This is a genomic window from Pseudomonas shirazica (genome assembly GCF_015168335.1).
Lineage (GTDB): Bacteria > Pseudomonadota > Gammaproteobacteria > Pseudomonadales > Pseudomonadaceae > Aquipseudomonas > Aquipseudomonas asiatica.
This window is the reverse complement of sequence record NZ_CP063456.1, coordinates 2,440,917-2,467,471: the sequence shown is the minus strand read 5'-3', so window position 1 is coordinate 2,467,471 and position 26,555 is coordinate 2,440,917. Positions and strand designations below refer to the sequence as shown.

Annotated in this window: 27 protein-coding genes and 2 pseudogenes; 13 read left to right on the top strand and 16 right to left on the bottom strand. The window is 64.0% G+C overall.

From position 1 onward, the window contains the following. Positions 1-34 precede the first annotated feature (34 nt). Positions 35-205, top strand: a complete 171-nt coding sequence (locus IMX18_RS11190) for a hypothetical protein (protein WP_217190475.1) — start codon at positions 35-37, stop codon at positions 203-205. Positions 206-374: 169 nt separating this feature from the next. Here IMX18_RS11190 and IMX18_RS11185 read toward each other — a convergent pair whose 3' ends face one another. Further along, positions 375-644: a DUF6555 family protein gene (locus tag IMX18_RS11185; protein ID WP_061302273.1), complete on the bottom strand. Its 270-nt coding sequence runs from the start codon at positions 642-644 to the stop codon at positions 375-377. A gap of 167 nt (positions 645-811) precedes the next feature. Further along, entirely contained in the window at positions 812-1,021 is a 210-nt protein-coding gene (locus IMX18_RS11180) for a con-10 family general stress protein (protein ID WP_003259459.1), read from the bottom strand. A gap of 279 nt (positions 1,022-1,300) precedes the next feature. Between IMX18_RS11180 and IMX18_RS11175 the strand changes: the two genes are divergently transcribed. Together IMX18_RS11175 and IMX18_RS11170 are read left to right on the top strand one after the other, a co-directional pair. Continuing rightward, entirely contained in the window at positions 1,301-5,083 is a 3,783-nt protein-coding gene (locus tag IMX18_RS11175; RefSeq protein ID WP_217190378.1) for a CheR family methyltransferase, read from the top strand. Further along, positions 5,084-5,353: pseudogene (locus IMX18_RS11170) on the top strand (NUDIX domain-containing protein); the annotation flags it as partial. It lies immediately after the preceding gene. 126 nt (positions 5,354-5,479) lie between these two features. Here IMX18_RS11170 and IMX18_RS11165 read toward each other — a convergent pair. Both IMX18_RS11165 and IMX18_RS11160 read right to left on the bottom strand, forming a co-directional pair. Further along, entirely contained in the window at positions 5,480-6,031 is a 552-nt protein-coding gene (locus tag IMX18_RS11165; protein ID WP_217190376.1) for an ATP-dependent Clp protease proteolytic subunit, read from the bottom strand. A 22-nt stretch (positions 6,032-6,053) separates the two neighbouring features. After that, on the bottom strand, positions 6,054-6,428 hold the full coding sequence (locus IMX18_RS11160; RefSeq protein ID WP_003259456.1) for a low affinity iron permease family protein: 375 nt from the start codon (positions 6,426-6,428) through the stop codon (positions 6,054-6,056). Between the two features lie 165 nt (positions 6,429-6,593). Here IMX18_RS11160 and IMX18_RS11155 point away from each other — a divergent pair, with 165 nt between their 5' ends. Genes IMX18_RS11155 through IMX18_RS11135 form a run of 5 tightly spaced genes read left to right on the top strand, consistent with a single transcriptional unit; the run spans position 6,594 to position 10,902 of the window. After that, entirely contained in the window at positions 6,594-7,511 is a 918-nt protein-coding gene (locus IMX18_RS11155; RefSeq protein WP_217190374.1) for a DUF72 domain-containing protein, read from the top strand. Further along, positions 7,508-8,293, top strand: a complete 786-nt coding sequence (locus IMX18_RS11150) for an endonuclease/exonuclease/phosphatase family protein (protein ID WP_013972626.1) — start codon at positions 7,508-7,510, stop codon at positions 8,291-8,293. Before IMX18_RS11155 ends, IMX18_RS11150 begins: the two co-directional genes overlap by 4 nt. Continuing rightward, positions 8,290-9,492: a cardiolipin synthase ClsB gene (clsB, locus tag IMX18_RS11145; RefSeq protein ID WP_054573296.1), complete on the top strand. Its 1,203-nt coding sequence runs from the start codon at positions 8,290-8,292 to the stop codon at positions 9,490-9,492. The genes IMX18_RS11150 and clsB overlap by 4 nt, the downstream gene beginning before the upstream one ends. Continuing rightward, positions 9,492-10,445, top strand: a complete 954-nt coding sequence (locus tag IMX18_RS11140) for a lysylphosphatidylglycerol synthase domain-containing protein (protein ID WP_100413620.1) — start codon at positions 9,492-9,494, stop codon at positions 10,443-10,445. Before clsB ends, IMX18_RS11140 begins: the two co-directional genes overlap by 1 nt. A gap of 28 nt (positions 10,446-10,473) precedes the next feature. Further along, a complete protein-coding gene (locus IMX18_RS11135; RefSeq protein ID WP_054573294.1) occupies positions 10,474-10,902 on the top strand; it encodes a hypothetical protein in 429 nt (142 codons plus the stop codon). A gap of 191 nt (positions 10,903-11,093) precedes the next feature. Here the strand turns inward: IMX18_RS11135 and IMX18_RS11130 are convergent, their stop codons facing one another. Both IMX18_RS11130 and IMX18_RS11125 read right to left on the bottom strand, forming a co-directional pair. Next, entirely contained in the window at positions 11,094-11,318 is a 225-nt protein-coding gene (locus IMX18_RS11130) for a metallothionein (RefSeq protein WP_054573293.1), read from the bottom strand. Beyond that, complete coding sequence (locus IMX18_RS11125) at positions 11,315-11,779, bottom strand: hypothetical protein (RefSeq protein WP_054573292.1); 465 nt, start codon at positions 11,777-11,779, stop codon at positions 11,315-11,317. Before IMX18_RS11125 ends, IMX18_RS11130 begins: the two co-directional genes overlap by 4 nt. 128 nt (positions 11,780-11,907) lie before the next feature. Here IMX18_RS11125 and ligD point away from each other — a divergent pair, with 128 nt between their 5' ends. From ligD to IMX18_RS11100, 5 genes are read left to right on the top strand one after another with little or no spacing between them, the layout of a single operon-like run. After that, positions 11,908-14,400 (top strand): DNA ligase D, encoded by a 2,493-nt coding sequence (ligD, locus tag IMX18_RS11120; protein ID WP_054573291.1) that lies wholly within the window; start codon positions 11,908-11,910, stop codon positions 14,398-14,400. A gap of 54 nt (positions 14,401-14,454) precedes the next feature. After that, positions 14,455-15,498: an acyl-CoA dehydrogenase family protein gene (locus IMX18_RS11115; protein WP_137137481.1), complete on the top strand. Its 1,044-nt coding sequence runs from the start codon at positions 14,455-14,457 to the stop codon at positions 15,496-15,498. Beyond that, a complete protein-coding gene (locus tag IMX18_RS11110) occupies positions 15,495-16,250 on the top strand; it encodes a PIG-L deacetylase family protein (RefSeq protein WP_100413623.1) in 756 nt (251 codons plus the stop codon). The genes IMX18_RS11115 and IMX18_RS11110 overlap by 4 nt, the downstream gene beginning before the upstream one ends. Positions 16,251-16,261: 11 nt before the next feature. Next, positions 16,262-16,861: a class I SAM-dependent methyltransferase gene (locus IMX18_RS11105; RefSeq protein ID WP_100413624.1), complete on the top strand. Its 600-nt coding sequence runs from the start codon at positions 16,262-16,264 to the stop codon at positions 16,859-16,861. After that, positions 16,858-17,517 (top strand): glycosyltransferase family 2 protein, encoded by a 660-nt coding sequence (locus IMX18_RS11100; protein ID WP_217190371.1) that lies wholly within the window; start codon positions 16,858-16,860, stop codon positions 17,515-17,517. Before IMX18_RS11105 ends, IMX18_RS11100 begins: the two co-directional genes overlap by 4 nt. A 222-nt stretch (positions 17,518-17,739) precedes the next feature. On the opposite strand, the gene ku is transcribed toward IMX18_RS11100, so the two are convergent. The 10 genes and pseudogenes from ku to IMX18_RS11050 form a co-directional block, all read right to left on the bottom strand. Next, a complete protein-coding gene (gene ku, locus IMX18_RS11095) occupies positions 17,740-18,561 on the bottom strand; it encodes a non-homologous end joining protein Ku (RefSeq protein WP_100413627.1) in 822 nt (273 codons plus the stop codon). Between the two features lie 74 nt (positions 18,562-18,635). Then, positions 18,636-19,541 (bottom strand): SDR family oxidoreductase, encoded by a 906-nt coding sequence (locus IMX18_RS11090; RefSeq protein ID WP_217190370.1) that lies wholly within the window; start codon positions 19,539-19,541, stop codon positions 18,636-18,638. Between the two features lie 127 nt (positions 19,542-19,668). Next, the gene (locus IMX18_RS11085; RefSeq protein WP_015270348.1) at positions 19,669-20,256 is read right to left on the bottom strand and encodes a 5'-methylthioadenosine/S-adenosylhomocysteine nucleosidase family protein; all 588 of its coding nucleotides are present in this window, start codon (positions 20,254-20,256) and stop codon (positions 19,669-19,671) included. A gap of 56 nt (positions 20,257-20,312) precedes the next feature. Further along, entirely contained in the window at positions 20,313-21,419 is a 1,107-nt protein-coding gene (locus IMX18_RS11080) for a carboxylate-amine ligase (RefSeq protein WP_100413629.1), read from the bottom strand. A 6-nt stretch (positions 21,420-21,425) separates the two neighbouring features. Next, positions 21,426-22,379, bottom strand: coding sequence for a methyltransferase (locus tag IMX18_RS11075; protein ID WP_100413630.1), 954 nt, complete (start codon positions 22,377-22,379; stop codon positions 21,426-21,428). Continuing rightward, positions 22,379-23,713, bottom strand: a complete 1,335-nt coding sequence (locus tag IMX18_RS11070) for an iron-containing redox enzyme family protein (protein WP_217190368.1) — start codon at positions 23,711-23,713, stop codon at positions 22,379-22,381. Before IMX18_RS11070 ends, IMX18_RS11075 begins: the two co-directional genes overlap by 1 nt. Before the next feature lie 21 nt (positions 23,714-23,734). Next, positions 23,735-23,932: a hypothetical protein gene (locus IMX18_RS11065; RefSeq protein WP_061302263.1), complete on the bottom strand. Its 198-nt coding sequence runs from the start codon at positions 23,930-23,932 to the stop codon at positions 23,735-23,737. A 60-nt stretch (positions 23,933-23,992) separates the two neighbouring features. Next, positions 23,993-24,112 (bottom strand): annotated as a pseudogene (locus tag IMX18_RS11060) (con-10 family general stress protein); the annotation flags it as partial. Between the two features lie 205 nt (positions 24,113-24,317). Next, positions 24,318-25,601 (bottom strand): NTP/NDP exchange transporter, encoded by a 1,284-nt coding sequence (locus tag IMX18_RS11055; RefSeq protein WP_217190465.1) that lies wholly within the window; start codon positions 25,599-25,601, stop codon positions 24,318-24,320. Between the two features lie 4 nt (positions 25,602-25,605). Beyond that, positions 25,606-26,514, bottom strand: a complete 909-nt coding sequence (locus tag IMX18_RS11050; protein WP_054573281.1) for an aldo/keto reductase — start codon at positions 26,512-26,514, stop codon at positions 25,606-25,608. Positions 26,515-26,555 lie beyond the last annotated feature (41 nt).

Sequence of the window (26,555 nt, the reverse complement as noted above, 5' to 3'; positions counted from 1 at the left end):
GGGCCTTTTTTTCATCGAGAGCGAGGGTTGCGAGATGAAAGAGTTTACTGCGATGGGTGGCGGCAGCGCACAGGATGACTGGCCAGAGCTCGAGCCGGACCGGCGCAATGACCGGGCAGATGACCCGGATGCCGACCCCAATGTGACTGATGACGAAGAAAACCGCCCGGGCTTACCGGCCAGCGACCCCGAGTCCGGTGCCTAGACGGCCTGCGCGTACCTGTAGGAGCGGCTTTAGCCGCGAAGAATCCAACGCGGTGCATGGCACCGGCTGCGCCCGCTCCCACAGGTATGGCGCACTCCTTGAACTGGTGGTGTCCCTGTGGGAGCGGGCATGCCCGCGAAGCAGGTGACACAGTGCTTTGGGCCAGGGATCACATTGTCGCCGCGGGCCCCCCCAACGACTGGTTCGGCTTGCCGCCGGATACCCGCCAGCTCACCGCGGTAATCCCGTAGCGCTCGGCCATCGGCCTGCTGACTTTCCTGATTTTTTCGCGCCCGAACTTCGGAATGATGCCGATGCCCGCATCACAACTTGCCCAATGCCAGGCCTCGGCGTTGTCCAGCGTCTCCAGACGAATGATGAAACTGCGCGGCTTGCCATGCAGTTGGTAGTCGATGATGTATAGCTGTGGGCCAGGCATCGCAGGGGCCTCCTCTTCTCCATGGATGACACCCTGATTGATCGGGGTACGGCCAGAAGATTCAAAAAAATGTCGAGCAACAGGTACCAAAGGCCATTTCAGCCTCGGTATACAGGAGGTGGCCGGCACCCGGCACTGCGGGTACCGGGTGCCCAGAAGCATTCAACTCACTGTTGGCGGCCCCCGCCGTGGCTGTTCTGGCCGCCCTTGCGACCGGCCTCCGATGCGCGTTGGCGGTCGTTGGCGAAGTTGCCGCCAGACGCCTGCCCACCCTTGTGCCCCGCACGGGAGGCCCGTTCCCGGTCATTGGCAAAATTGCCAGGGTTGGTTTCCTTGGTGCCGCCGCGCTGGCTGGTTCGTTCTTGATCCTGCGCCATGTGGTATCTCCTTGCGATGGATTGGCTGCTCGCATGGATGTTTGCCATGCCTTGGTTCCGAGCCGCCAATCACACAGTCTGCTCAATGGTTTTGCCGGCAACTGACCAGTGGCACCAAACATGGGCCGGCAAAAGGTTTGCGTGACGGAAGCAGGCGGGTCGCACTTTCCTTCGCAAGCAGAGGTCTCAATAACATGGCGACGGCCTATAATCCCGCCACACACACGCCCGATGATGCTGCTAAGGGCGGAACGTTCCGGTCTGCACAAGGCTCCGTCCATGAAGTCGTCCCCCAAGCAACCTGCCTCGCCCCAGAACCCGGCACTCAGCCCCAGTCACCTGGATTTTCCGGTGGTGGGCATCGGTGCATCGGCAGGCGGCCTGGAAGCGATCTGTACGCTGTTCCGGCAAATGCCCAGCGATTGCGGCATGGCCTTCGTCGTGGTCCTGCACCTGTCCCCCGACCACCAGAGCGTCGCCGACCGCATCATCCAGGAGACCACGCAAATGCCGGTGCGCCAGGTGACCGAACCGGTGCCCATCGAGCGCAACCATATCTACGTGATTTCACCGGCCAATCGCCTGTCCACCAACGACGGCTACCTGCGGGTGACCCCGGCCAACCGGCGCCGTGGCGATCACGTGGCCATCGACCTGTTCTTCCGTGACCTGGCTGATGTGCACAAGGACCACGCCTTCTGCGTGGTGTTGTCCGGTACCGGTGCCGATGGCGCCGTGGGCCTGTCGCGGATCAAGGAGCAAGGCGGTGTGACCCTGGCGCAGACACCGGACGACGCCCAGTACGACAGCATGCCCCGTGCCGCCATCGAGACCGGCATGGTCGACCTGGTGCTGCCGGCGGCAGAAATCCCGCAGAAGCTGCTGGAGCTGTGGCGCAATGCCCGCCAGGTCAGGCTCCCGGAAATCGAAGACGATACCCTGCCTCCGGCCTTGGGCACCCGAGTCGGCGATGCCCAGGCCAGCGAGCCGATGCTCGAAGAGATCCTGCTGCAGTTGCGCAGCAATACTGGCCACGACTTTCAGCACTACAAGCGCGCCACGGTACTGCGACGCATCGAGCGCCGCCTGCATGTGACCGGCCAGGCAGACCTGGCGGCCTACCTGCATTACCTGGAACAGTACCCCGCGGAATCCAGGGCCTTGCTGGCCGACATGCTGATCGGCGTGACCAATTTCTTCCGCGACCGCGAAGCGTTCGAAGCCCTGGAGCGCCATGTGTTGCCACAGCTGGTCTGCGAACGCGACCCGGCCGAGGGCGCGGACGAGATACGCGTGTGGTCGGCCGGCTGCTCCACCGGCGAAGAGGCGTACAGCCTCGCCATGCTGGTTTGCGAGCAGCTGGCACTGGAGCAGCGCTCGCACAAGGTACAGGTGTTCGCCACCGACCTGGACGAACGCGCCATCGGCATCGCCCGCAGTGGCTCATACCCCGAGGCGATTGTCACCGACGTGCCGCCCAGCCGGCTGCGCCAGTTCTTCCTCAAGGAAGACCAGCATTACCGGGTGCGCAAAGAGGTTCGCGAAAAGGTGCTGTTCGCCCGGCACAACCTGCTGTCGGACCCACCGTTCTCGCAGATCGACCTGATTGTCTGCCGCAACCTGCTGATCTACCTGGACCGCGAGGTGCAGCGTGACATCCTGCAGATGTTCCACTTCGCTCTGCGCCCGGGTGGCTACCTTTTCCTCGGGTCGTCCGAGTCGGCCGACATGGCCAGTGAACTGTTCGCCCCGGTGGACAAACGCAACCGCATTTTCCGCGCACTCGATGCCAGCAATACCGGCCGCCGTTCCGGCCGTCAGCTGGCCGGCACATCTGCCGCCAGCATGCCACTGGAAACGCTGGCCAAGGCCAAGCCGGGGCGCAAGCCATCGTTCGCCGACCTTCACTACCGCGCCCTGGCGCGTCGCATGCCGCCCAGCCTGATCGTCGATATCGATGGCAATATCCTGCACATGAGCGAAGGCGTAGGGCGTTTCCTGCAACTGGCCGGTGGCGAACCGAGCCGCAGCTTGCTCAACCTGGTGCTGCCGCCCCTGCGCCTGGCCCTGCGCAGCACCTTGTTCCAGGCGCGCCAGGGGACCGAGGCGGTCACCTCGCGCCCTGTCGACCTGGCGGAAACCATGGGCAAGCTGCAGATGGAAATCACCGTGCAGCCGTACAAGGACGACCTCAGCGCCAGCGATTGCCTGCTGGTGGTGTTCGAGGAACGCGCGCCCGACCCGTCCCTGCCGTTACCCGGCGTCATCCGCCAGACCGACAGCATGGTGCTGCACAACCTCGAACGCGAACTGCAGCGCACTCGCCTGCAACTGCAGGAAACCATCGAGCAGTCAGAGGTCTCCAGCGAGGAGCTGACGGCTTCCAACGAAGAGATGCAGGCCATCAACGAGGAGTTGCGGTCGGCCAGCGAAGAACTGGAAACCAGCAAGGAAGAGCTGCAGTCGATCAACGAGGAACTGCTCACGGTCAACTACGAGCTGAAGAACAAGGTCGAGGAAACCGACAAGGTCAACGACTACCTCAGCAACCTGATCGCCTGCACCGAGATCGCCACGGTGTTCGTCGACCGCAACCTGCATATTCGCTGGTTCACGCCCCGCGCCACCGACCTCTTCAATATCCTGCCAGTCGATACCGGCCGTTCCCTGCTCGACATCACCCACTGCCTGGATTACCCGGCGCTGGCCGACGATGCCCGCGCCGTGGCCCAGGGCGAGGCCGTCATCGAGCGTGAAATCGGCGGCCAAAGCGATCACTGGTACCTGGCGCGCCTGCTGCCCTACCGCTCCAGCGAGCAGAAAATCGACGGCACGGTGCTGACCTTCATCGACATCAGCAGCAGCCATGCCGCCGAAGAGCGCGTGCGCCTGGGCGAAGAGCGCCTGAGCAAGCAGTTGGCCGAGACGCAGAGTACCAACCACATGAAGGACGAGTTCTTCGCCGTCATGTCCCATGAGCTCAAGCACCCGCTGAACCTGATCCAGCTCAATGCCGAAATCCTGCGCCGCCTGCCGTCGCTGCGCAACATCAGTGCAGCGAGCAAGGCCGTGGGTACCATTTGCGACGCGGTAACCAGCCAGGCGCGGATCATCGACGACCTGCTGGATGTGGCGCGCATTCGGACCGGCAAGCTTAAGCTCAAGACCCAACCTGTGGATCTGCTCGCCCTCCTGCAGGGCATCCATGATGTGGTGGTGAGCGAGCAACACCCCTGCCCGGTTCGCCTGGAGCTGCCCGCCGACACCCTGCCGGTGATGATCGAAGGTGACGTTACCCGCCTGGAGCAGATCATCTGGAACCTGCTCAACAACGCGCTGAAGTTCAGCCCGGCGGGCAATGAGATACGCCTGGTGCTGAGCCACGACGAAAACCACGCGCGGTTGCAGGTGATCGACCATGGCGTAGGCCTGAGCCACGACAGCCTCGAGCACATCTTCGACCTGTTCAGCCAGGCTACGCCGCAACAGGCCAGCCACAGCCGCGAGGGCCTGGGCATCGGCCTGTCGCTGGTACGGCAACTGGTCGAGGCCCATGGCGGTAGCGTACGCGCCAAGTCACCGGGGCTGGGCCTGGGCTGCACCTTTGAGGTCACCCTGCCACTTTGCGATACGCAACTCCCGCAGCGTGAGCAAGGCTCGGAGCCACTGAGCGAGGGCCGCCTTAATGGAATTCGCGTGTTGCTGGTGGACGATTCCGTAGAAGTGCTGGCGGTAATGCAGGAGCTGCTGGAAATGGAGAGCGCCACTGTCAATGCCTTCAGCAAGCCACGTGAGGCCCTGGACGCCGCTGCGGGTGAGGAATACGACATCATCCTGTCCGATATCGGCATGCCGATGATGGACGGCCATGCGCTGATCAAGGCCCTGCGTGGCTACGTGCACCTTCGCCATACCCCGGCCATCGCCCTGACCGGCTATGGCGCCAGCGCCGACCAGTACAAGTCACGCCAGTCCGGCTTTGACCGGCACCTGAACAAACCGGTGGGCTATGACGAGCTGGTCGAGGCCATCGAGGCCCTCAGCGGTTCGGTGCCTTACTGACCGTTGCAGGCAGCGGAGCGTGATTTGCTTGAGGAAACCGGGTTGCAGGCAGAGTCGCTGACCTTGTTGATGCGTCATGAAGCGGCAGAGCGCATGCATTATGTGTTCGAAGCGGAGTTCGCCGACGCCCCACATCCCAAGGCCCTGCGTGAAATTGCTGATTGCCGGTTCGCCCACCTGGACCAGGTGCCCATGCTCAAGGACGAGATCAAGCTGCTGATCCGCTCGTTGCTGGCGTGTGACCGGGCAATGGCAGCGTCAGTGAGGTAGACCTTTTTCTCCTGTGCCGGCCCTTTCGCGGGCTTGCCCGCTCCCACAAGTACTTCACCGCTTCTGAAGCATGTGCTGAACCTGTGGGAGCGGGCATGCCCGCGACGAGGCCGGCACAGGTATCAGCTAGGCATGCACACTCCACTGACAAGCCTCCACCTCGATCGGCATCTCGTCTATGGCATGGATCATCCCGTTCGCCAATGCCTCCCGGGGCCCGAGTATCCGCGGGTAGGCCATCAGATACCGCGGTACATCCAGCACCTCGTCCGCCCCTTCGGTCCGCTCGGTAACGATTTGCGCGTATAACCGCAGGTCATAATCCAGGCTCATCGCATATTCAGCCATGCGTGAGTGGTCGACCGAGCCATGCAAGGTCCAGTGGAAAGGATGAAACAGGAACTTGCTGTAACTGCATGCCGTGCGCCGTTCCCCGGCCAGGAAGATGATGTTGCCCATGGATTCCACCGTGCCCAGGTTGTGGGTATGCACCTCGACCGGTAACGCCCGCAGAAAGTTGTACAAGGTAAACCCGTAGCTGCACTCGCCGCCCATGGTAGCGATGTTCAGTTGCAGGGCGTCGGCGCCCTGCTGCAACGCCCGCGAACAGGTGTTGATCAGGTTGCCGCAGGTGGATGAATTGATAGGCCCGGTGAAGTGGACGATATGTCTGGCCATGCTTGCCTCCAGGGTTGGCAGGTCATTCCTTGGTTGAATGCGCATCGTCACCCTGCCCGGCCATCTGCCGGTATTGCTTGCGCAGGGCATGCAGCTCGGCCGGATCCATGTCTTCAAGGTCCAGCAGCGCCTTGTGCGCCTTTTGGGTGGTGCGCAACAGCTCATCGATCTTGATGTGCAGTTCGTCGTTGTCGCGGTTCTGGGTGTTCTGGATCAGGAACACCATGAGGAAGGTGATGATGGTGGTCGAGGTGTTGATCACCAGTTGCCAGGTGTCGTTGAAGCCGAACAGCGGCCCGGTCACTGCCCAGATCAGGATCAGCAGGCAGGCGATGCCAAAAGTCAGCGGGCGGCCGGCCCAATTGGCCAGCCATTGGGCGAAACGGTCGAATTTCATCCTGGCGCCCTTCCTCGTAGCAGGTATGCGGTGGAAACGCCGCGGGCCGCAAAGTTCCACGCGGCATCAGCCTTTTCCGTTGGTCAACCGTGCTGAACCCTGGCCGCTGTTCACCAGTCGCACCTTCAGAGTGACCGAACAAGGACTGGCAATGAGGAAGGCAGCGTGAGCGATATCCGCATCGGCATCTCCGGTTGGCGCTACGGCCCGTGGCGCAAGGATTTCTACCCGAAGGGCCTACCCCAGGACGACGAACTGGCGTTCGCTTCGCGGGCGGTCAACAGCATTGAAATCAACGGCTCGTTCTACAGCCTGCAAACACCCGAACGCTACCAGGGCTGGCATGACCAGACGCCGCCCGGCTTCGTGTTCGCGGTAAAAGCCCCGCGCTACATCACCCATGTACGGCGGCTCAAGGACATCGAAGAAGCCGTGGCCAATTTCTTCGCATCCGGGCCGCTGCTGCTCGGCAAGAAGCTGGGCCCGTTCCTGTGGCAGTTTCCGCCGAACATGAAGTTCGACGAGGGCCGCTTCGCCCGTTTTCTCGAACTGCTACCGCACAGCCGCAAGGAGGCCCGCGAATGCGCACAGGGGTGTGCGCAGCGCCTGAAGGACAACGGCAGCACCGATATCAAGGGCAACGCACGGCTGCGCCACGCGGTGGAAATCCGCAACGAAAGCTTTTTGTGCGAAGCCTTCATCAAGTTGCTGCGCAAGCACCAGGTAGCGCTGGTAGTGGCCGACAGTGCCGGTAAATGGCCCTATGTCGAGGACCTTACCGCCGACTTCGTGTACATGCGCCTGCATGGCGATGTCGAGCTGTACAGCAGTGGCTATACCGCCCAGGCGCTGCGGCGCTGGAAGCAGCGCATCCAGCACTGGAGCCAGGGCCGCCAGGCCGACGATGCCCAGCTGGTGGTGCCTGGGCCGCCACCACGGCGCGCTGCCCGGGACGTCTACTGCTATTTCGACAACGACCAGAAAGTCCATGCGCCTTATGACGCCCGGCGCCTGTTGCAGAAGCTGTCGCTGGACCATGAACTGATGACCGAGCCTGGCGTGGTGCCGGAGGTGACCCTGTGAACAGGACCCTGCCTGCCCCGCACGGCATCATCGACAAGATCACCGCCGTGCGTCGGCTGAATGTACTGACGTTGAACGTGCACAAGGGCTTCACCTTCTTCAACCGGCGCTTCATCCTGCCCGAATTGCGCGAAGCCGTGCGCGCCACCGGCGCCGACCTGGTGTTCCTGCAGGAAGTGCACGGTAGCCACCAGCAACATGCCCTGCGCCACCCGGCCTGGCCGGATACGCCACAGTACGAGTTCCTGGCCGACAGCATGTGGCCGCAGTTCGCCTACGGCCGCAATGCGGTGTACCCCCATGGGGACCACGGCAATGCGCTGCTGTCGAAATTCCCCATCAGCCGCTTCGACAACCTGGACGTCTCGGTGCAGGGCAACGAGCAGCGCGGGCTGCTGCATTGCCAGCTGGAGGTGCCGGGCCATGACCAGGTGCATGCGGTGTGCGTGCACCTCGGCCTGCGCGAGGCCCACCGGCAACGCCAGGTAAAGCTGCTGCTGGACCTGCTCGACAGCCTGCCGCCCAAGGCGCCGGTAATCATCGCCGGCGATTTCAACGATTGGCGGCTGAAGGCCGATGCCGTGCTGTGCGAACACCTGGTAGAGGCCTTCGGCGAGCATTTCGGCACCCCGGCGCGCAGTTTTCCGGCGCGTCTGCCGCTGTTGCGCCTGGACCGCATCTACCTGCGCAATGCCATGCCCGGCACTGCCCAGGTGCTGTCGAAGTACCCGTGGTCGCACCTTTCCGACCACGCCCCTCTGGCTGCGGAGATCAAACTGTGAACCGACCCTGGGTAGACGGCAACAGCGTGCAGTTGCTGATCAATGGCGAGCAATACTACCCCCGCGTGTTCGAGGCCATGGCCCAGGCACGGGAGGAAATCCTGCTGGAGACCTTCATCATCTTCGATGACAAGGTTGGCCAGCAATTGCAGCAGGTACTGATCGATGCCGCCCACCGCGGCGTGCGTGTCGAAGTGGCCGTGGATGGCTACGGCACGGCCGACCTGCCCGACTCCTTCATTGCGGCCATGACCGATGCCGGGGTCAGTTTCCATGCCTTCGACCCGCAGCCGCGGCTGGTGGGCATGCGCACTAACCTGTTCCGGCGCCTGCACCGCAAGATCGTGGTGGTCGATGGCGAGCGGGCCTTCATTGGCGGCATCAACTATAGCGCCGACCACCTAGGCGATTTTGGTGCCATGGCCAAGCAGGACTATGCCGTGGAAGTCGCCGGCCCGGTGGTGGCGCAGGTGCATGCCGCCAGCAAGCGCCTGATGTCGCCGGTGCTGCAGCCGCCCAGCGCCGTACGCCCGCTGACCGAGCCTGCCGGTACCTGCAGCGCCGTGCTGGTCGAGCGCGACAACGGGGTGCGCAGCACCGATATCGAGGCCCACTACCTGCAGGCGTTTCGCAGCGCCCGGCAGCGCATCGTGGTGGCCAACGCGTATTTCTTCCCGGGCTACCGGTTGATGCGTGAACTGCGCAATGCGTCCCGGCGTGGCGTGGAGGTGCGGCTGATCCTGCAGGGCCAGCCAGACATGCGCTGGGTGCGGGCGCTGTCGCGGCTGTTGTACAACTACCTGCTGCGCGATGGTGTGGCCATTCACGAGTATTGCCAGCGGCCGCTGCACGGCAAGGTGGCGCTGGTGGACGATGAGTGGGCCACGGTCGGCTCCAGCAACCTGGACCCGCTCAGCCTGTCGTTCAACCTGGAAGCCAACCTGTTCATCCGTGATCGCGCCTTCAACCAGCAGCTCAACCAGCACCTGCAGCAGCTGGCCCGCGAACAATGCAAGCCGGTCACCCTGGAACGCATGGTTCGCGGCTACTGGTGGCGGGCGCCGCTGATATTCGTGTGCTTCCACGTGATCCGCCATTTCCCGCGGATTGCCGGCTGGTTCCCGGCGCACCGCCAGCACCTGCGCTCGGTGCAGCCGGAGGCCGAGGCACAGGGTGACTACCACGAGGGCCAAACCTGATGGCGCGTAAACACTGGCAAACCTGGGGCAAGCGGCTGTTCACCCTGGCATTCCTGATCCTGATCCCTGCGCTGTTGTACCTGCTGGCGCGCAACCTGGACTGGAACGAGGTGCGCCAGTCGTTGCTGGCCTACAAGCCCGGCACCCTGGCCATAGGCCTGGCGCTGGCCGGGTGCAGCTACCTGACGTTCGCCAGCTACGACCTGCTGGCTCGGGCCTACACCGGCCACCACCTGCCGGCACGTCAGGTTTTGCCAGTGGCCTTCGTGTGCTATGCCTTCAACCTGAATTTCACCACCTGGGTGGGTGGGGTTGCCTTGCGCTACCGGCTTTACAGCCGCCTGGGCCTGGACACGGCTACCATCACCCGCATCCTCACCCTGGGCCTGCTGACCAACTGGATGGGCTACATGCTGCTGGCTGGCACCGTGTTCGCCTTGCGCCTGGTCGAGCTGCCCGCCAACTGGGCGGTCGGTGCCAGCGGCCTGCAACTGATCGGCGTGGTGTTGCTGGCGATTGCCGCTGGCTACCTGCTGGCCTGTGGCTTCGCCAAAAAGCGCACCTGGCGCTGGCGCGACCATGAGGTAACGCTGCCGTCGCTGCGCCTGGCGCTGTGCCAGGTTGTACTGGGTGCCAGCAACTGGGCGCTGATGGCGCTGCTGATCTTCTGGTTGCTGCCTGGCGAAGCCTTTTACCCGTCGATTCTTGGCATTCTGCTGATCAGCTGCGTTGCTGGTGTGGTTGCGCATATCCCGGCCGGGCTGGGTGTGCTGGAAACGGTGTTCCTGGCCCTGCTGCATGGGCAGCTTGCCCAGGGCACGCTGGTGGCGGCCCTGCTGGGCTACCGCACGTTGTACTACCTGGTGCCGCTGTTGCTGGCGGTGCTTGTCTACCTGATCCTCGAGAAACGCGCCAAGGCCATGCGCCGGCGCGACAAGCCTGCCCAGACCTGACAAGGGCCATTGGCCCGGGAGGTGGCAAATGCGTGGCGCTGTCTTGAAGCCGATGTTGATACTGATGATGGCCAGCCTGCTCAGCGGCCAGGCCCTGGCCGAAGCCTGCAACGTGCTCACCCGTTCCTCCAGCGAGGCGGTAACGCCGGTGGAGCGACACAGCTGCTACAGCTACAGCAACCTGCCAGCCGAAGCGATCAACTGGTCGTGCAGCAATGAGAGCAAGGACATGCTCAACAGCGAAAAGCACAAGGTCGCGCGCTGTGCGGATGGCAGCGTTGGTAGTTGCATCGCACCGTTGACCCAGGAAGCATTGGCCAACCCAAAGGCAACTGGCGGTGACAAGCCGGCGTTGCCCAAGGATGCACGGGTGATCACCTACTACTACGACACCCCCAGCCTGGGCCAGGCCCGCACCGATTGCGAGCGTAGCAATGGTATCTGGCAGACTCACTGATTCTGCCGGCTTGGCGCGTGTTTTGTAGGAGCGGCCTTGTGTCGCGAAAGGGCCGCAAAGCGGCCCCGGCAATTTTCCGTGCGAAGCTGAAATTCTGGGGCCGCCTCGCGGCCCGTTCGCGACACAAGGCCGCTCCTACAGGATCATCACCGCCCCATAGACCTATGCAGAACCTATGAGACGGCGATGTTTCAGGGCGAAATCGGGTCACTCGCCGGAAAAGTCTCGTCCAGCGCATTGTCCACGGCGCTTTCCTTGGTTTTTCCCCCACAGTGGCAATCCGGCATCCGGCACGGTTCGCCATTGCGATGCCCGCTGGCACAGGCCTCGCAGCAATACACCTTGCCTTCGAGCTGCAAGGCATTGGCATCCACGGTGCAGGAACAATCTGCACAGGCACAACGCAACTCGTTCATGGCTTGCTCTCCTCGTCATCGATCACATCATCGGTCCACGGTTCGCCATCAAGCGGTGCGGAGCGGGCCAGTTCGGCTTCGTCCAGGCCTATGCCGCCGCCAATCTCATTGGCCTCTACCCGCCTAAGGGTCTTGTCTGCAGGGCCACCGCTGCCACCGGGTTCGTGCGGGTCACGGGCGCCGGTCTCGTCCAGCAAAGTGTCCGGGCTAAGGTCGTCGTAGGTGACGTTGTCCTCGTGCAGGCTGTCGCTCAACGCCTCGCCGCCAGTCATGCCGCTTTCGGCAACGCGCCGCGGTGGGAACTCGCGGGCCACGTCCGCGGCCGGTCGCTCGTCACCCGCACGCCCCTCGCGCTCGTCCAGGCGCTCGTCGAAGTCCAGTTCATGCACGCTGCCCATGCGGTCTTCGGTATCGTCGATTTCAGTGGGGGTATAGGGCTTCGGTTCATCTGTTCGGGCCATGTGCGTTCTCCGTCAGGTGGCTTCATTCGGTCGACTGCACCTGCTGCTGGAAGATTCAGAGTTTTTTTGAACTACCGCCCGGGCCGCTGCCTCCGAGATTAGAGACTGCGAACCGCCCGGAGCCCGCCATGGCCAAGCCCCTGCAGGAATATGCGCGCAAGCGCGACTTCAATGCCACGCCCGAGCCCAGCGGCAAGCGCAGCCGTGGCAAACGGGCTCACGCGCTGCAGTTCTGCATCCAGAAGCACGATGCCAGCCACCTGCACTACGACTTCCGCCTGGAACTCGATGGCACGCTGAAAAGCTGGGCCATCCCCAAAGGGCCGTCGCTGGACCCCAAGGTGCGCCGCCTGGCCGTGCACGTGGAGGACCACCCGCTGGACTACGCCGACTTCGAAGGCCATATCCCCGAAGGGCATTACGGCGCGGGCGACGTGATCGTCTGGGACCGGGGCATCTGGGAGCCCGAAGGTGATGCGCATGAGGCCTATGCCAAGGGCAAACTGCGTTTCCGCCTGCAAGGCGAAAAGCTCGGCGGTGTATGGAACCTGTTCCGCACCCACCTGGCCGGCAAGAAGGAGCAGTGGATGCTGGTCAAGTCGCACGACGGCCTGGCGCGCAGCGAAGCCGACTACAGCATCGTCGACGCCCAGCCCGACAGCGTGCTCAGCGACCGCACGCTGGTGCCGCGCAAGCCGACAGCAAAAAAGGCCGCCGCGCCACGTCGCAAAGCCGCCAGCAAAGGCCGGAAGGTGCCGTTGCCGGCGCAGCTGCAGCCACAACTGGCGACCTTGGTCGACTCCCCGCCCAGTGGCGACTGGCGCTACGAGGTCAAGTTCGACGGTTACCGCATCCTTGCCCGCATCGACGGTGATGACGTGCGCCTGTTCACCCGCAATGGCCATGACTGGAGCGGCAAGATGCCCAGGCAGGTTGCCGCTTTGCGTGCGCTGGGCCTCGATTCGGCCTGGCTCGATGGCGAGGTGGTGGTGGCTGGCGAAAACGGCGCGGCGGACTTCCAGGCGCTGCAGAACGCTTTCGACACCGAGCATGACGAGCACATCACCTATTACCTGTTCGACTTGCCCTTCCTGGGCGGCCAGGACCTGCGCCAATTACCGCTGCAGGACCGGCGCGACACCTTGCAGCGCTTGCTGGAACACAACGAATCGGACGTACTCAAGTACTCCGCCGACTTTGACCAGCCGGTCGAATCCCTGCTCGACAGCGCCTGCCGGCTGCAACTCGAGGGCCTGATCGGCAAGCGCGTCGACAGCCCCTACAGCGGCCGCCGCAGCCCCGACTGGATCAAGCTCAAGTGCAAGCAGCGCCAGGAGTTCGTGATCGTCGGCTACACCGACCCCAAAGGCAGCCGCAGCGGCTTTGGTGCCCTGCTGCTGGCCTTGCACGACAACGACAGCGGCGAGTTGCGCTATGCCGGCAAGGTCGGCACCGGCTTCAGTGCAACCACGCTGGCCAGCATCCATGCCCGGCTCAAACCATTGGAAACCGCCAAGCCGGCCCTGCCCAACCCGCCCACCGGGGCCGAAGCCCGGGGCGTGCACTGGCTGAAACCGCAACTGCTGGCCGAAGTCGCCTATGCCCAGATGACCCGTGACGGCATCGTGCGCCACTCGGTGTTCCACGGCCTGCGCGATGACAAACCGGCTACCGCCATCGACCTGGAGCGCAGCATGCCCGCCAAGACCCTGCCCAAGCGCAAGCAGGCCAAGGCCCCCGAGGCTTTGGGCGAGCTGCGCCTGACCCACCCCGAGCGGGTGGTCGACGCCACCAGCGGCGTTACCAAGCGCGAGGTCGCCGAGTACTACGCCGCAGTCAGCCAATGGATACTGCCCCAGCTCAAGAATCGCCCGGTGGCGCTGGTACGTGCACCGGACGGGCTGGCCGGGGAGCTGTTCTTCCAGAAGAACGCCGGCCAGTTGCATCTGCCCAACGTGCTCAGCTATGACAAGGCCGAGGCCGGCCAGGCGGCGATGGTCATCAATCGCGCCGACACCTTGATCGGCGCAGTGCAGATGAACATGCTCGAACTGCACACCTGGAACGCCACCGACAAGGACTTCGACAAGCCCGACCGCTTCGTCCTCGACCTTGACCCGGACCCGGCGCTGCCGTGGAAGGCCATGCTGGAAGCCACCCAACTGGCCCTCACCTTGCTGGATGAACTGGGCCTGAAGGTGTTTCTCAAGACCAGTGGCGGCAAAGGCATGCACCTGGTAGTGCCCATGACCCGGCGTGCCAGCTGGGATGAGGTCAAGGCATTCAGCCACGGCATCGTCGATTACCTGGCCAGGTTGTTCCCCGACAGGCTCAGTGCCGTGTCCGGGCCCAAAAATCGCATCGGGCGCATCTTCATCGACTACCTGCGCAACGGCAAGGGGGCTACCACCGCCTGCGCGTATACCCTGCGCGCCCGCGAAGGCCTGCCGGTATCCGTGCCGATCTGGCGCGAGGAACTGCCGCAACTCAAGGGCGCCAACCAGTGGAACATCGGCAACGTGCTTGAACGACTGGCCGACGTGGACGACCCCTGGGCCGATTATGGCAAGACCAGGCAATCGATCACCGTGGGCATGCGCAAGCAGCTGGGGCTGGCCTGATGACGACTTGCCTTCAGCGCTACGCCCGCAATGCCTCACCAAGGAGCCGAGCCCATGAGCATTGTCCAGGATTTTGACCTGACCAACCTCGATCGCCTGTTGCGAGCCTTCGGCGAGCGGCAGCAACCGCTCAACCTCGATACCCAGTTGCCGCAGCTGATTCAGGCACTGCAAGCCGACCACCTCGACCTGCTGCCCCTGCCCGGCCAGGGCAATACGCTACGGCGCTGGCAAACCCTGGCCCGGGTGGCAGGCTGTGACCTGGCCTTGGCCAAGCTGTACGAGGGCCACACCGACGCGTTGGCGATCCTTGCCGAATGCGCGGCTGCACACCACGCTGCCGAGGGTATATGGGGCGTGTGGGCCGCCGAACCGCCGGATGCCCGCGCCTGCATTGTCGCCCGTGATGGCGACCAGGTCCGCCTGGAGGGTCGCAAGGCCTGGTGTTCGGGCGCACTGCAGATCGACCGGGCGCTGGTCACGGCCTGGGACCAGCACGGCCAGCCCCAGCTGGTGGCCATCGAACTGTCCCATCCCAGCCAGGACCTTGCCATAGACCGCTGGCAGGCCATCGGCATGGCCACCACCGCCAGTGTCGAAGTCGAGTTCAACCACACCCCTGGCATCGCCATCGGCCGCCCCGGGCAATACCTGTCACGCCCCGGCTTCTGGCATGGCGGTGCTGGCATTGCAGCCTGCTGGTACGGCGCCGCCGAGGCATTGGCCGATTACCTGCGCGAACACTGCCGCAACCCCCGCCCCGACCCACATGCCGATGCTCACCTGGGCGCGGTCGATGCCGCCTTGTACGGCGCCAGGGCGGCACTGCGCGAATGCGCGGCATGGATCGACCGCCAGCCAGGCGCAGACGCCAGCTTCGAAGTGCGCCGCACCCGCGCCCAGGTCGAACAGGCCGTTGAACAGGTGATCCACCACGTTGGCCGTGCGCTGGGCGCCACTCCTTTCTGCCGTGACAACCACTTTGCCCGGCTGAGTGCCGACTTGCCGGTGTTCCTGCGCCAGAGCCATGCCGAGCGCGACTTGGCGGCGCTCGGGGAACAGTTGGCAAAACAGCCGGCGGGAGTCTGGCAACTATGAGCGAGAACCTGATCCGGGCGAACAGCGGTACACCGTGGGCGGACTGGCAGCAGGCCGCGCACCTGGCCAGGGCCACCTGGATCACCCCTCAGCAATTGTGCCCGCCGGGCCGCCGCCTGGTGCTGCTGGCACCGCACCCCGATGACGAGATTCTCATGGCCGGTGGGCTGCTGGCGGGCTTCCACGGCCGGGAAGACGACCTGGTGCTGATTTCCGCCACCGATGGTGAAGCCAGTCACCCCGGCTCTACCCACTGGAGCGAACACCGCCTGCGCCGGCAAAGGCCACTGGAGAGCCGCCATGCCCTGCAACAGCTTGACCTCGACCTCGGCCGCCTGGACTGGCGGCGGCTCCACCTCAAGGACGGCGCGTTGCCACGTGACGAGGCGTTTCTGCTCAACCACCTGAGCCAGTTGCTCAGGCCTGACGACCTGCTGATGGCTACCTGGAGCGGCGATGGCCACTGTGACCACGAAGCAGTAGGCCGGGCTGCCGCGCAGGCGGCCCGGATGCGCAAGGTGCAATGCCTTGAGGTACCCGTGTGGGCGTGGCACTGGGCACGACCGGACGACCCGCGTCTGCCGTGGCCGCGTGCCCACCGCATTCAGCTGGACGAGGCCCGCCTGGCCCGCAAGCGCAAGGCCCTGGCCGCCCATGTCAGCCAACTCGAACCGGACGGCCAGCGCCCGCCCGTACTGCCGCCGAACTTGCTGGATTGTCTGCTGCAACCTTTCGAACTGGTGTTCCTGTAAATGGAGTTGTCATGAGCCTCGACCCACAGTATTTCGCCGACCTGTACGCCACCAGTGAAGACCCTTGGGCCTTTCGCACCCGCTGGTACGAAAAGCGCAAGCGCGAGCTGGTCATGGCCTGCCTGCCGCGCCAGTGCTACCAGCGCGTGTTCGAGCCCGCTTGCGCCAATGGCGAGCTCAGCGCCTTGCTGGCCGAGCGTTGTGCCAACCTGGTGTGCCAGGACCTGAACCCTACTGCGGTAGCGCTGGCCGGTGAACGCCTGGCTGGGCTGCGCAATGTCTCGGTGGAACTGGCGCGGCTGCCGGCGGACTGGCCAGGTGGGCGTTTCGACCTGATCGTGCTGAGCGAGGTGGGTTACTACCTCGACCCGACCGACTGGTTGCAGGTGATCGAACAGTCGGTGGCCAGCCTGACCTACGACGGCGGGCTGCTGGCCTGCCACTGGAAGCATCCCATCGCCGGCTGCCCGCAGGACGGGCGTGAAGTGCACCGCATGCTGGCCCGGCACCTTCCGCTGTATCTGCAGTTCCAGCATGACGAGGCGGACTTCTTGCTGGAGTACTGGTCCTCTCAGCCCAGCGTGGTCGACCTCGATGAGACCTGCCCATGATTGCCGTGGTGATCCCGGCCCACAACGAGGCCCGGCGCCTTGGGCGCTGCCTGCGGGCAGTACTGGCTGCCGCCCTGCAGGCGCAGCAGGCGGGGCACCAGGTGGAGGTGCTGGTGGTGCTGGACCGCTGCAGCGATGGCAGCGCCGCCGTGGCAAGGCGTTTCGGTGTACAGGTGCTGACCGTGGATGCCGGCAACGTCGGTATGGCCCGCCGGGTGGGCGCGGCATACATGCTCGAGCGCGGCGCGCAGTGGCTGGCGTGCACCGATGCCGACAGCCGGGTGCCGGCGCACTGGCTGCTGTCGCAACTGGCCTGCAGGGCCGAGGTAGTTTGCGGCACGGTGCACGTCGAGTACTGGCAACCCTGGCAGACAGCGGCCTTGCGCAAGCTGTACCACAGCCGTTACCAGGCACATGAGGGGCATCGGCATGTGCATGGGGCCAATCTGGGTGTGTGTGCCGACGCCTATGATCGTGTGGGCGGCTTCCAGCCACTGGCGGCGCATGAGGATGTGCAACTGGTCAGCGACCTGCAGGCCAGTGGTGCGCAGATCGTATGGACCGCCAGGCACAGCGTGGCCACCAGCAGCCGGCGCGACAGCCGCGCCCGCGAAGGGTTTGGTGATTATCTGGCGGCGTTGCAGACACTGGTTTGATGAGGCTTGTGTTTGACTCCTGGTTCAGCAGTTTCTGTAGGAGCAGCCTTGTGCTGCGAAGAGGCCGGTACTGACAAAGCCTGTCTATCGCTTGTACCGGCCTCTTCGCAGCACAAGGCTGCTCCTACAAAGGACGCTTCAAACGAGCGATATTTGTTCTCCGCGCGACAGCGCGGCCCCAAAGGGCTGGGCAATTTCCCACCCAGTGCAAGCGCAACGGAATCACGACGCCTTGCGTGTCTTCTTCGCCGGCTTCTTGCCACCGAGGCTGCGCTTGAGCAGTTCGGTGAGGTCGAGGATGTCCGCGCCTTTCCCTGCTTCCGTCGCCTCGCCCTTCTCCACAGTCTCGATCTTGCCCTTGCTGGCCTTTTCTTCCACCAGGTCCATGATGGTCTGGCGGAAGGCATCGTGGTAATCCGCAGGCTTCCACTGCCCGCTCATGTCTTCGACCAACCGCTTGGCCATGTCCAGTTCGCGCTTGTCCACCTTGGCCTCGGTGACGCTGCTGTCCAGCTCCAGCGTTTCCAGCCCGCGCACTTCTTCGGGCCAGCGCAAGGTGATCATCACCAGCGCATCATCCAGCGGCCGCAACAACGCCAGGTGCTGGCGGGTGTGCAGCACTACCGTGGCCAGCGCCACCTTGCCGGTCTTCGCCAGGGTTTCGCGCAGCAAGGCGTATACCTTGCCGCCACGGCGGTCGGGGGTAAGGTAATACGGCGTGTCGAAGTGCTGCAGCGGGATCTCGCCAGCCTCCACGAAGGAAAAGATATCGATCGTCTGGGTCGCCTCGGGCCGGGCCTTGCGGATTTCCTCCTCGCTGATCACCACGTAGCGGCCCTTCTCGAGCTCCACGCCCTTGACGATGTTGTCCTTGTCGATTTCCTTGCCAGTGACCTTGTTCACCCGCTTGTAGCCGACCGGCTCCATGCTGCGCTTGTCGAGCCAGTCGAAATCGACCCGCTCGGTGCGCACCGCGGTATTGAGGGCCACGGGGATATGCACGAGGCCGAAACTGATGGCGCCTTTCCAGATTGCCCTAGCCATTGAAGGTGCTCCCAGGGTTGCCTGCCAATACCTGAATCGACTGCAACGGGCGGCGAAGGTTTAAACGCCCCGCCCTACGGCAACGGGTTGCCGCCGGTCACGCCGAACACCTCACCGGTGATGTAGCTGGACTCCTGGCTGGCCAGCAACACATACACCGGCGCACACTCGGCGGGTTGCCCCGGTCGCTTCATCGGCGTTTGTGCGCCGAAGTCGGGGATTTTCTCCGGCGGTTGGCCGCCACTGGGCTGCAACACGGTCCAGATGGGCCCCGGGGCCACGGCATTGACCCTGATGCCGCGCTCGATCACCTGCTTGGCCAAGGCCTTGGTGAAGGCGACGATCGCGGCCTTGGTGGTGGCATAGTCGAGCAAGGTGGCCGAAGGCTGGTAGGACTGGATCGAGGCGGTATTGATGATGGTCGCCCCCGCCGGCATCAGCGGCACGGCCGCCTGGCACAGCCAGAACAGCGCGTAGACGTTGGTTTTCAGGGTGTGGTCGAACTGCTCGTGGCTGATCTGGCTGATGTCCTTGCGCGCCTCCTGCTTGCCGGCGACGTTGACCAGGATGTCCAGCCCGCCAAGTTGCTCATGGGCCTGGTCGACCAGCTCCTTGCAGAACTGCTCATCCTTCAGGTCACCGGCTATTGCCAACGCCTTGCGGCCTTCGGCTTCAATCAGCTTGATGACTTCGCGGGCATCGGGTTGCTCGATGGGCATGTAGTTGAGGGCAATGTCGGCACCCTCACGGGCAAAGGCGATGGCCACTGCACGGCCGATGCCCGAATCCGCACCGGTGATCAGCGCCTTGCGCCCTGCCAGGCGGCCAAAACCCTTGTAGGTGGTTTCGCCGTGGTCTGGCTCGGGCTGCATGTTGGCATCCAGCCCCGGTGCTGGTTGGCCTTGGGCCGGGAATGGTGGATGCGGGTACTGGGTCAGCGGGTTCTGCATGCTGAACTGGTCGTGGGGTTTGTTAGGCATGGGGGCCTCTCCTCTGGTGTACCGGTGTTGGCCCATTCGCGGGCTTGCCCGCGAAGGCCGTCCTACCGTTTTCGAGGAGAGCCTTCATCGATGGTTTTTTTCGACTGGCCCAAACACCGACCAGCGGTCACACCGGGCTAAACAGCACCCGCCTGAAGGCCTCGGCAGCCAGGTGCACCTGTACCGCCCAGTCCTGCGCCGCATCACTGCCGGCATCATCGGAAATGTACTTCAGGCACACGAACGGGATGCCTTCGCTGCGTGCGATCAGCGCCAGCACGTAGGCTTCCATGTCGACCACGTCATAGGGTGCATCGCCATGGTTGATCTCGAAGCTGTCGCCACTGCCGCAGGTTTCCAGGGCCAGGCCGGGGATTTGCGCCCCATGTTCCAGCACCACCGGGATATCCGACAGAGGCGTCTGGTAGCGGGCGAAGCCCAGTGGGGTCACATCCATGTCGCGCTGCACGAAGCGGGTGCAGCACACCACCTCGCCCTTGCCATGGCGCTGGCTGCCGGCCGAGCCGAGGTTGACGATCAGCCTGGGCCGGCGCGCGGCAATGGCCTTGGTCAGGGCGATGGCGGCATTGACCTTGCCGATGCCGGTGAACACGGTATTGACGTCAGCGAATACATCGCCGGCCTCGGCTTCGAGGGCGAAGACAAACAACGTGTCGTCCAGGGAGATGTCGGGGAATTGCTTGATCAGCATCATGGCGCAGGTGGTTCCGGGTGGCTGCGAAAGGCGCGGCCATTTTCGGTCAACCCCGGCTAATTGCAAGCCCCGGCGGCCACCACGGCTCGTAATGCCTGCGCCCTGCCCAAGCCTGCAGCGCTGGCCTGGGCCAGGCATTGCAGCTGCTGGTCGGCATGGGTGCCATCGCGCAGCAGGCGTTGTGCATGCAGGAAGGCGCGTTCGGCGTCTACAGTGTCGATCGGCAACTGTTCCTGCAACTGGGCCAACCAACCTGCGGACGTGACCGGCTGCTGCTCATGCAGGCCAATGAACTCGCCCTGGCGCCCATGGCGCATGGCGCGCCAGTAGTTTTCCTGGGTGATCCAGCGCTGCTCGCGGCTGCAGGCGGACGAGTCGTGCCGGTACACGATGCTGTGCTCGACCAGGTGACGAAATAGCGCGGCGATGCACAGCGCGTCCTCCAGCCGCGGGCAGCCATCGCAGATGCGCAGTTCGACCGTCGGGAAGCGCCGTGAAGGCCGGATCGCCCACCAGAAGTCGCCATCCGCGGCCAGCGACCCTGTGCGTTGCAGCAATGCACGGTAGCGCTCGTAGGCTGCCCAGTCCGGCAAAGGCTCGGGCAAACCCATGTGCGGCCACTCCCCGCAAATTACCCGCCGGTAGCTCATGTAGCCGGTGCACTGGCCTGCCCACAGCGGGGATGACGTGCTCAGCACCAGCAACAGAGGCAGCCAGCCCAGTACACGGTTGATCAATTGGATGCGGTCGCAACCTGGCGGTACGCCCACGTGAACATGCAGGCCGTTGAGCAGGCTACGCCGCGCCACATGCCGGTAGTCAGCGAACAGTTGCTGGTAATGCGCAGGGGTAGCAGGTTTCTGACGCAGCCAGGCGGCATTGGGGTGGCTTGCCGCGCCGTACAGGCCCATGCCCTCTTCGGCCAGCGCTGTGTTCAGCCGCTGGCGGCTGTGCTGGAAGAACTCGCGTGCCTCGAACAGGTTGGCGAACACCGGCGAGGCCACCTCGATCTGGCTGCGGAACATTTCCTGGGCAAAATGCTGGCCCAGCGCCTTGCGACAACGCCCGAGCACAGCTGGCAAAGGTGTGGCTGGCACCTGCCCCGTGTCCAGGTTCACCAGCAGGTATTCTTCCTCGATGCCGAACGTGCAGGGTCGGGCCATGCTGCCTCAGCTGTTGCGGGTGACTGTGAGCACCACCGCGGCGATGCGCTCGACCTGCTCGTAACCGGGTTCGTTCAGTTGCTCGCCAAACACGTCCGGGTCGATTTCCCGATATACCCAGGACCATTCCGGGCCCGCCAGGCGCAGGCGAATGGCTTCGAGCAAGGCATCACGGCCTTCGACTATCGCCACGCCGGTATACAACAGTAGCGAGCCCCCTGAGCCGAGCCGCTCGCAAGCTTGCTCGACGATACGCAGCGAAAGCTGCGCGCCGAGCGAACCTCCGCCATGCCGATAGGTACGTTGGCAGGCATCCAGCATGTACGGCGGGTTGGCAACGATAAGGTCGAACAGCCCGGTAATGCCGTCGAGCAGGTCACTGGGTTCCACGGAAACATTGCTCAAGCCCGCCAATGCCGCGTTGATCGCGGTGTAACGCAGCGCGAGCGGGTTGATATCCACGGCGCTGACATGGGCATGGGGCGCCGCGCGGGCGATCAGCAAGGCGCCGACACCCGTGCCGCACCCGATATCCACGGCATGCTCGACGCGCTTGGGGGTGCGTTGCAGGTGATCGTGAATCACTTGGGCGAAACGGTAACTGTCGGGGCCGAGAAACACTGCGTCGGTTTCCTCGGTGGGGTAAGCAGAGTGCAGCAGCAGCAGGTCGTCGATCGTGGACCAGCGCACGGTGCTGATCAGCAGTTCTCCGTGCTGCTTGAGCACCTGAGCCCGCCGCATCTGGTCCAGCTCATCGGCAGAAACCAATGACGAACGGAACGGACGGTTCCAGCCGAACACATCGCGCAGTGTCCTGGCTTGCCCGGCTTGCGGGCGCGCATTCACGCGAGCATGGGTTGCCGGGGTGACGCAGGTGAAGCGGTAGCCGTCGGCGCGCAGGCGCCTGCCCAATTGCAGCATTGCCTGATCAGCCTGGATTTGTTGTGGATCGAGCAGCATCAGCGGGTTACCTCCTGATTCAGGCCGGTAGCACGCAAGTAGCGCCGGGTGGCCAGCAACCCTTCCGGTGTCGCATGACGGTTACCGGACATCGTGTCGATCAACGTCTGGATATCGGCGTCCGGGGCAGGAGTCGCGAGCGTATCATCCGATTCCACCTGCACCTCCCAGCTGCCAGGCAGCACGCGACGCCCGCGGGCTTGCAAGCCTGCAGCGATCCAGTCGTGCCATAGCTGTTTTTCATACGTCGTGAACACGCCATACATCGGTGCCGAGGGGCCATCGATGAGTCCCCACCAGCGGCTGTTGGCGGGTGCTTCACCACGGCGGATCCAGCCCTGTGCCTGCAAGGCTTGCAGAAACGCGGGCATGGCACCGGGCTCGGCCAGCCATTGGTTGACGGTGCGTTTTTGCAAGCGGCAATGGTCGGAATGCATGAATTGGCCAAAATTGCGCTTGCGCTCCAGTGCCGACAGCAGCTCGGATTCAAGATCGAAGCTGCTGATCAGGCTGGGTGTATCAAGCCCCAGGTCATTCAAGCGGTACCCGCTGCGCACCCGCTGGTAGAACTGGCCAGCGTCGTCGACCGGGCAGAGTTGGCGTAGCGCCTGGATGGACAGATGCGCATGCCCGCTGGCCGCGTTGTCGATGGTCACATGAAGCTGGAAATAATGGCCATCGATGCCCACTTCCGCCAGTTCGTAAGTGGTAATCAGCAAATGCAACGGTGGTTGTTCATAGCCCAGGTTGTAGCCGATCAGCTCGGGAAGAAAATCATCGCCATGGCGCCCCAACGCCAACTGCAAGGCACCTTGCAGGTAACGCTGGTCGTCCAGTTCAGTCAGGCCCAGGCAACCCAGCCGGCTCAACAGCCGTTGGTAGATCAGCACATGGTTGCAGCGCGGATCACCGCCACCCAGTTCTTCCAGGTAGGTGCGAATCAGGCCGTGATAGCGCGGATCGCCCCAGTGGCGCAAGGTGCTGTGCAGCCATGCCCCGTCCACTGCCTTCGTGGGCGCCACTTGTTGCAGGAACCACAACGCCTGGGCGCGGTTGGCAAAGTAGCGCCGAGGTGCGCCTTGGCGGCGTTGTTCGAGGTAACTGGCATAGGCTTCGGCCACCTGGCTTGCATGGCCAGCGCTCCAGGCTTCCAGCTGAGCAGGATCGGCAGGCAGGTCATCCGGCAAACGCTGCGCGCGTGCCAATTGTTCGCTCAGCCAGGCTGTACTCGTGGTGTCGTGGCTCACGAGCAGCTTGTGGTAACGCTCCTTCAGGCTTGGCCCATTTGCCGAAGCCGGTATCACCGCGCTGGTCTTGCGGGTCATTACCGTCATGCCGTAGTCCTTGTCCGCGTTTTATTGGCTGGGTTTCTGCCCGGGCATCGGTTCAGGGGCCGGCGCCGGCTGGGTAGCGGGTTTGTCGCCGGGTTGCTGCATCTGCAGTGAAGGTTTGCTTTGGTCGGCATCCTTTGCCGGGTGGTCGTCATCCCGGTCGAAACAACCACCCAGCAAGCCAAGCGTGCCCACCAGCGCTATCAGAGGGATCAATCGCATGGGGTTCTCCTCATGTGCAGAATCGCAGTGCCCGATCACCCGGGCACTGCGCAGGCTCACTTACGAACGGCCGCCCTTGCGGTCCGATTCGCTGGTACGGCCACCACCGGATTGCTGGCCGCCCTTGCGCCCAGCTTCGGAGGCTTTTTCGCGGTCATTGGCAAAGTTGCCCGGGTTCTTGTTGCCACCCTGGCTGCCTTGCTGGTTGCCGGTGCGGCTGTTCTCTTTGTTGGCCATGGTCTTAAACCTCGTATGACTTGGGAATGCACGGCATTACCCGCCGTACACCTGTTGGGAGTTCGGTCATTTCGGTGGATTCGGTTTAATGCGAAGCGTTCTGACCAGCGGCATTAAATAAGCGGCATCAGCATATTTGGCGCGCCTGTCAGTCGCGCGATGTGCTATCCAGGCGTGCCTGTCGCTTTCCCAGCAAACCTCCGGTCATCGCCCAGCCCAAAGCCATCAGCGTACCGATCAACATCGCCAGTTGCGGGTACTCGCCCATCACATCCAGCCCCCGCTTGACCCAGCCACTGAGCGCGTCACCGCCGCGGTAGACCACGGTGTCGATGAAGTTCTTGGCCTTGTACTTGTCCTCGGCGGGCAGCACGGTGAACAGCATCTCCCGCCCCGGCCGCACCAGCGCGTACTCACCGGCCCGGCGCACCACCATCACCACCACGAACACGGCGAACACCGGGGCCAGTGCCAGCCACAGGAAGCCCGCAGCCATCACCAGCGGCACCGCCACCAGCAGCACACCCACCCCCAGCCGGCGGGCCAGGCGACCGGTGAGGAACACCTGGGTGAGGATGGCCAGGGCCTGTACCACGCTGTCGATCAGCCCGAACACCTGGGTTTGCCGGGTACGGTCGGTGAAGGTTTCGCTGACGATGCGTGCCTGCTCGAAATACAGGAAGGTGCTGACACTGGCGAGCAACACCACGAACAGGGCAATGCCCAACAGGTAGGGCGAGCGCAGTACGGCAGTGGCGCCGGCAAACGGGTTGCCGCCCACTGGCCGGGAATCCGCCCGCTCGGCTTGCGCCGGTAGAGGGTTGAGCTTTCGCCAGCGTTGCAAGTACAACGTAGCGCCAATGCTGCCCAGAAGAAGCGCTGCAGCCAGCACCAGCAAGCCGGCATGGCCCAGCGGCGCTACCAGCAGCGTGCCCAGGATGGGGCCGCTGAGCCCACCCAGGCTGGCCCCGGCCGCCAGCAGGCCGAACAGGCGCTTGCCTTGTGCGATGGAAAACAGGTCGGCGAGCACGCTCCAGGCCAGCGATATGCTCAGCAGGTTGAACACCGACAGCCAGATGTAAAAGGCCCGCGCCGCCCATGAAGCTTCCGGATTGCGGGCAAACAGCACGGCGAACAGCAGCAGGTTGCTGGCGAAAAAGCCGTAGGTCCAGGGCAGGATGTGTCGGCGCTGCACCTTGGAGGCCAGCCAGCCAAACAGCGGCAGGCACGCCAGGGTGGCGATGAAAGTGCCGGTGAACAGCCATTGCAGGTTGTCCACGCCACCGGCGACGCCCATGGTTTCGCGTACCGGGCGCAGCATGAAATAGCCAGTGAACAACAGGTAGAACAGCAGCAAACCGGCGATCACCGCTGGCCCTTCGCCGGGCTGGATGTTCAGCCCCTGGTCCAGGCGCCGCCGCCAGGCTGCCATGGTGTCAGGCAAACTGCTTGATCAGCGCCTGTTGCTGCGCCTGGGTCAGCAACGGCCCGTGCCCGGCCTTGAGCTGGTCGAGTTGGCGCTCGGGTCGGCTGGTCGCGGGGATGACCGTGGTCACCGCCGGGTGACTGATGGCGAACTTGAGAAACAGCTGCGCCCAGCTGCCGACACCCGCCTCTGCGGCCCAGCCGGGCAAGGCCTGGTCCTTCACCCGGGCGAACAGGCGGCCATCGTCGAACGCCCGGTTGACCAGCACGGCGACGCCCTTGTCCTGGCACAGCGGCAGCAGTTCGCGGGCGGCGTCGGGGGCATTGACCGAGTAGTTGATCTGGATGAAATCCAGCGGCTCGCTGCGCACGATGCGGGCTACCTCGTCCTGGCCACTGTTCAGGTAATGGGTGATGCCGACATAGCGGGTCTTGCCCTGCTGCTTCAATTCGCGGGCATAAGGCAGCTGGGTCTGCCAGTCGCGCAGGTTGTGGATCTGCAGCAAGTCGACCTTGTCGGTGCGCAGGCTCGCGAGGCTGCCGGCCCATTGCGCTTCGGCGTCTGCCCGGCTGTCGGCGGCGATCTTGGTGGCAATGAAGCATTGCCGGTGCCAGCCGCCCTCTTCCAGCAGCTGGCCGAGAATGCTGTCGGCGCCGCCGTAGTTGGGCGAGGTGTCGATAACCCGGCCACCGCCTTCGAAGAAGGCCTGCAGTACAACTTTCAGCTGCTGGTACTGGGCAGAACCGGCTTGCACTTCGAAACTGCCGGAGGTACCAGCACCGATCACCGGCAGCGCTTCACCGGTGCTCGGCACTTGGCGGGTCAGCAAACCCGCCGGGGCAGCGGCGTGCAACCAGGGGCTGGCGGCCAGCAAGCCCAAGGTGGCACCCGCACGTAGGACATCACGACGTGCGTACATGGAAAAGCTCCCGTCATGAAGCGGAAACTTTCAAGGCTAGC

What these genes read in the sequence shown, in the direction of transcription:
- IMX18_RS11190 (WP_217190475.1), top strand. Translation starts at nt 35, where the DNA reads ATGAAAGAGTTTACTGCGATGGGTGGCGGCAGCGCACAGGATGACTGG.
- IMX18_RS11185 (WP_061302273.1), bottom strand. Translation starts at nt 644, where the DNA reads ATGCCTGGCCCACAGCTATACATCATCGACTACCAACTGCATGGCAAG.
- IMX18_RS11180 (WP_003259459.1), bottom strand. Translation starts at nt 1,021, where the DNA reads ATGGCGCAGGATCAAGAACGAACCAGCCAGCGCGGCGGCACCAAGGAA.
- IMX18_RS11175 (WP_217190378.1), top strand. Translation starts at nt 1,301, where the DNA reads ATGAAGTCGTCCCCCAAGCAACCTGCCTCGCCCCAGAACCCGGCACTC.
- IMX18_RS11165 (WP_217190376.1), bottom strand. Translation starts at nt 6,031, where the DNA reads ATGGCCAGACATATCGTCCACTTCACCGGGCCTATCAATTCATCCACC.
- IMX18_RS11160 (WP_003259456.1), bottom strand. Translation starts at nt 6,428, where the DNA reads ATGAAATTCGACCGTTTCGCCCAATGGCTGGCCAATTGGGCCGGCCGC.
- IMX18_RS11140 (WP_100413620.1), top strand. Translation starts at nt 9,492, where the DNA reads ATGGCGCGTAAACACTGGCAAACCTGGGGCAAGCGGCTGTTCACCCTG.
- IMX18_RS11135 (WP_054573294.1), top strand. Translation starts at nt 10,474, where the DNA reads ATGCGTGGCGCTGTCTTGAAGCCGATGTTGATACTGATGATGGCCAGC.
- IMX18_RS11130 (WP_054573293.1), bottom strand. Translation starts at nt 11,318, where the DNA reads ATGAACGAGTTGCGTTGTGCCTGTGCAGATTGTTCCTGCACCGTGGAT.
- IMX18_RS11125 (WP_054573292.1), bottom strand. Translation starts at nt 11,779, where the DNA reads ATGGCCCGAACAGATGAACCGAAGCCCTATACCCCCACTGAAATCGAC.
- ligD (WP_054573291.1), top strand. Translation starts at nt 11,908, where the DNA reads ATGGCCAAGCCCCTGCAGGAATATGCGCGCAAGCGCGACTTCAATGCC.
- IMX18_RS11115 (WP_137137481.1), top strand. Translation starts at nt 14,455, where the DNA reads ATGAGCATTGTCCAGGATTTTGACCTGACCAACCTCGATCGCCTGTTG.
- IMX18_RS11110 (WP_100413623.1), top strand. Translation starts at nt 15,495, where the DNA reads ATGAGCGAGAACCTGATCCGGGCGAACAGCGGTACACCGTGGGCGGAC.
- IMX18_RS11105 (WP_100413624.1), top strand. Translation starts at nt 16,262, where the DNA reads ATGAGCCTCGACCCACAGTATTTCGCCGACCTGTACGCCACCAGTGAA.
- IMX18_RS11100 (WP_217190371.1), top strand. Translation starts at nt 16,858, where the DNA reads ATGATTGCCGTGGTGATCCCGGCCCACAACGAGGCCCGGCGCCTTGGG.
- ku (WP_100413627.1), bottom strand. Translation starts at nt 18,561, where the DNA reads ATGGCTAGGGCAATCTGGAAAGGCGCCATCAGTTTCGGCCTCGTGCAT.
- IMX18_RS11090 (WP_217190370.1), bottom strand. Translation starts at nt 19,541, where the DNA reads ATGCCTAACAAACCCCACGACCAGTTCAGCATGCAGAACCCGCTGACC.
- IMX18_RS11085 (WP_015270348.1), bottom strand. Translation starts at nt 20,256, where the DNA reads ATGATGCTGATCAAGCAATTCCCCGACATCTCCCTGGACGACACGTTG.
- IMX18_RS11080 (WP_100413629.1), bottom strand. Translation starts at nt 21,419, where the DNA reads ATGGCCCGACCCTGCACGTTCGGCATCGAGGAAGAATACCTGCTGGTG.
- IMX18_RS11075 (WP_100413630.1), bottom strand. Translation starts at nt 22,379, where the DNA reads ATGCTGCTCGATCCACAACAAATCCAGGCTGATCAGGCAATGCTGCAA.
- IMX18_RS11070 (WP_217190368.1), bottom strand. Translation starts at nt 23,713, where the DNA reads ATGACGGTAATGACCCGCAAGACCAGCGCGGTGATACCGGCTTCGGCA.
- IMX18_RS11065 (WP_061302263.1), bottom strand. Translation starts at nt 23,932, where the DNA reads ATGCGATTGATCCCTCTGATAGCGCTGGTGGGCACGCTTGGCTTGCTG.
- IMX18_RS11055 (WP_217190465.1), bottom strand. Translation starts at nt 25,601, where the DNA reads ATGGCAGCCTGGCGGCGGCGCCTGGACCAGGGGCTGAACATCCAGCCC.
- IMX18_RS11050 (WP_054573281.1), bottom strand. Translation starts at nt 26,514, where the DNA reads ATGTACGCACGTCGTGATGTCCTACGTGCGGGTGCCACCTTGGGCTTG.